The following is a 1148-nucleotide window of genomic DNA, read 5'->3' on the forward strand; positions in this document are numbered from 1 at the left end:
TTTTCAACCCTGCTCGAGAGGATCTCATCATTGGACCCCACCACCGAGCTAGCCAAGTTGCGCCGACATGTCCGCATTCTCGTGGACCTTGGCCGCGTAGCGGGCGAGCAAACTGCGCTCGGCTCCTTCCTCGATCAGGCCTGTGTGCAGGTAGCCCGGGCTGTTGAGATAGACCACGCAAAGATCCTTCGCTACCGCCCGCGCACCGCGGACCTGTTCATGGAGGCCGGCTTCGGGTGGAAGGAAGGGACTGTGCGGAACGCTGTTTTTTCGGCGGATCTGCGATCGCCGCCCGGCCGGACTTATCAGACAGCCGAGCCTTTAGTGATTGTCGATGGCACGGCCGCCGAGCAGGATGGCGAATACGTCTTTTCAGATGTGCTGAGAGAGCACCACATCAAATCGCTGGCGAACGTGCCGATCCTCATCAAGGGTGCAGCCTGGGGCGTGCTGGAGGTGGATTCCTCGGTCAACTTCAGCGAAGATACCGTCGACTTCATGACGGCTGCTGCTGCCCTCATTGCTTCAGCAATGCGGCGGCCAGAGGTGGACCGAAGCAACCTGGAATCCACCACGGCTCTAGTCCAGGCGCAACAACGCGAGGTGCTGCTGCGGGAGATGCAGCACCGCGTAAAGAACAACTTTCAGCTGATCCTGGCCTCGATAGCCATTCAGAAGCGCCGCCTTGAAAGGCCGGAAGTGCACCGGGCACTGGAACACGTGGCTAACCGAGTTAATGCCATTTCGCTTGCTCATGACCAACTGGCACCGGGGCAGGACCTCCGAACGGTGGACGTCGCCGGTTACTTGCGGGCGCTCTGCGCTTCGCTGCAGACGCAGGTGGAAATTGCAACGATCGAGATCGCGGCCGACGAAGTCGAGCTCTCGATTGAACGCGCGGTGCCGCTCGGTCTTATCTTGAACGAAGCCGCGATGAACTCAGTCAAGCATGCGTTCGGAGCGGAGGGCGGGCGTATCGTTGTCAAGCTTGAGTCCGGGATAGGCTACGGCGAGGCACGCCTGACCGTTGCCGACAACGGTCGTGGCATTCAGAATCCCCGGCCTGGCGGGTCGGGACAGAAATTGATCCAGGCGCTCGCCCGGCAGATGGGCGGTAACCTCCAGCAAGAGAGCTCCGCCGCGGGCAC

Annotated in this window: 1 protein-coding gene; it reads left to right on the plus strand. The window is 61.1% G+C overall.

Annotated elements, in window-relative coordinates; all coding sequences use genetic code 11:
* Window positions 1-30: 30 nt before the first annotated feature.
* Window positions 31-1148: histidine kinase dimerization/phosphoacceptor domain -containing protein (locus CK221_RS29510; RefSeq protein WP_245430799.1), on the plus strand; the 1118-nt coding region annotated here is incomplete at its 3' end.

It is taken from the genome of Mesorhizobium sp. WSM3868, assembly GCF_002294785.1.
Taxonomy (GTDB): Bacteria; Pseudomonadota; Alphaproteobacteria; order Rhizobiales; family Rhizobiaceae; genus Mesorhizobium.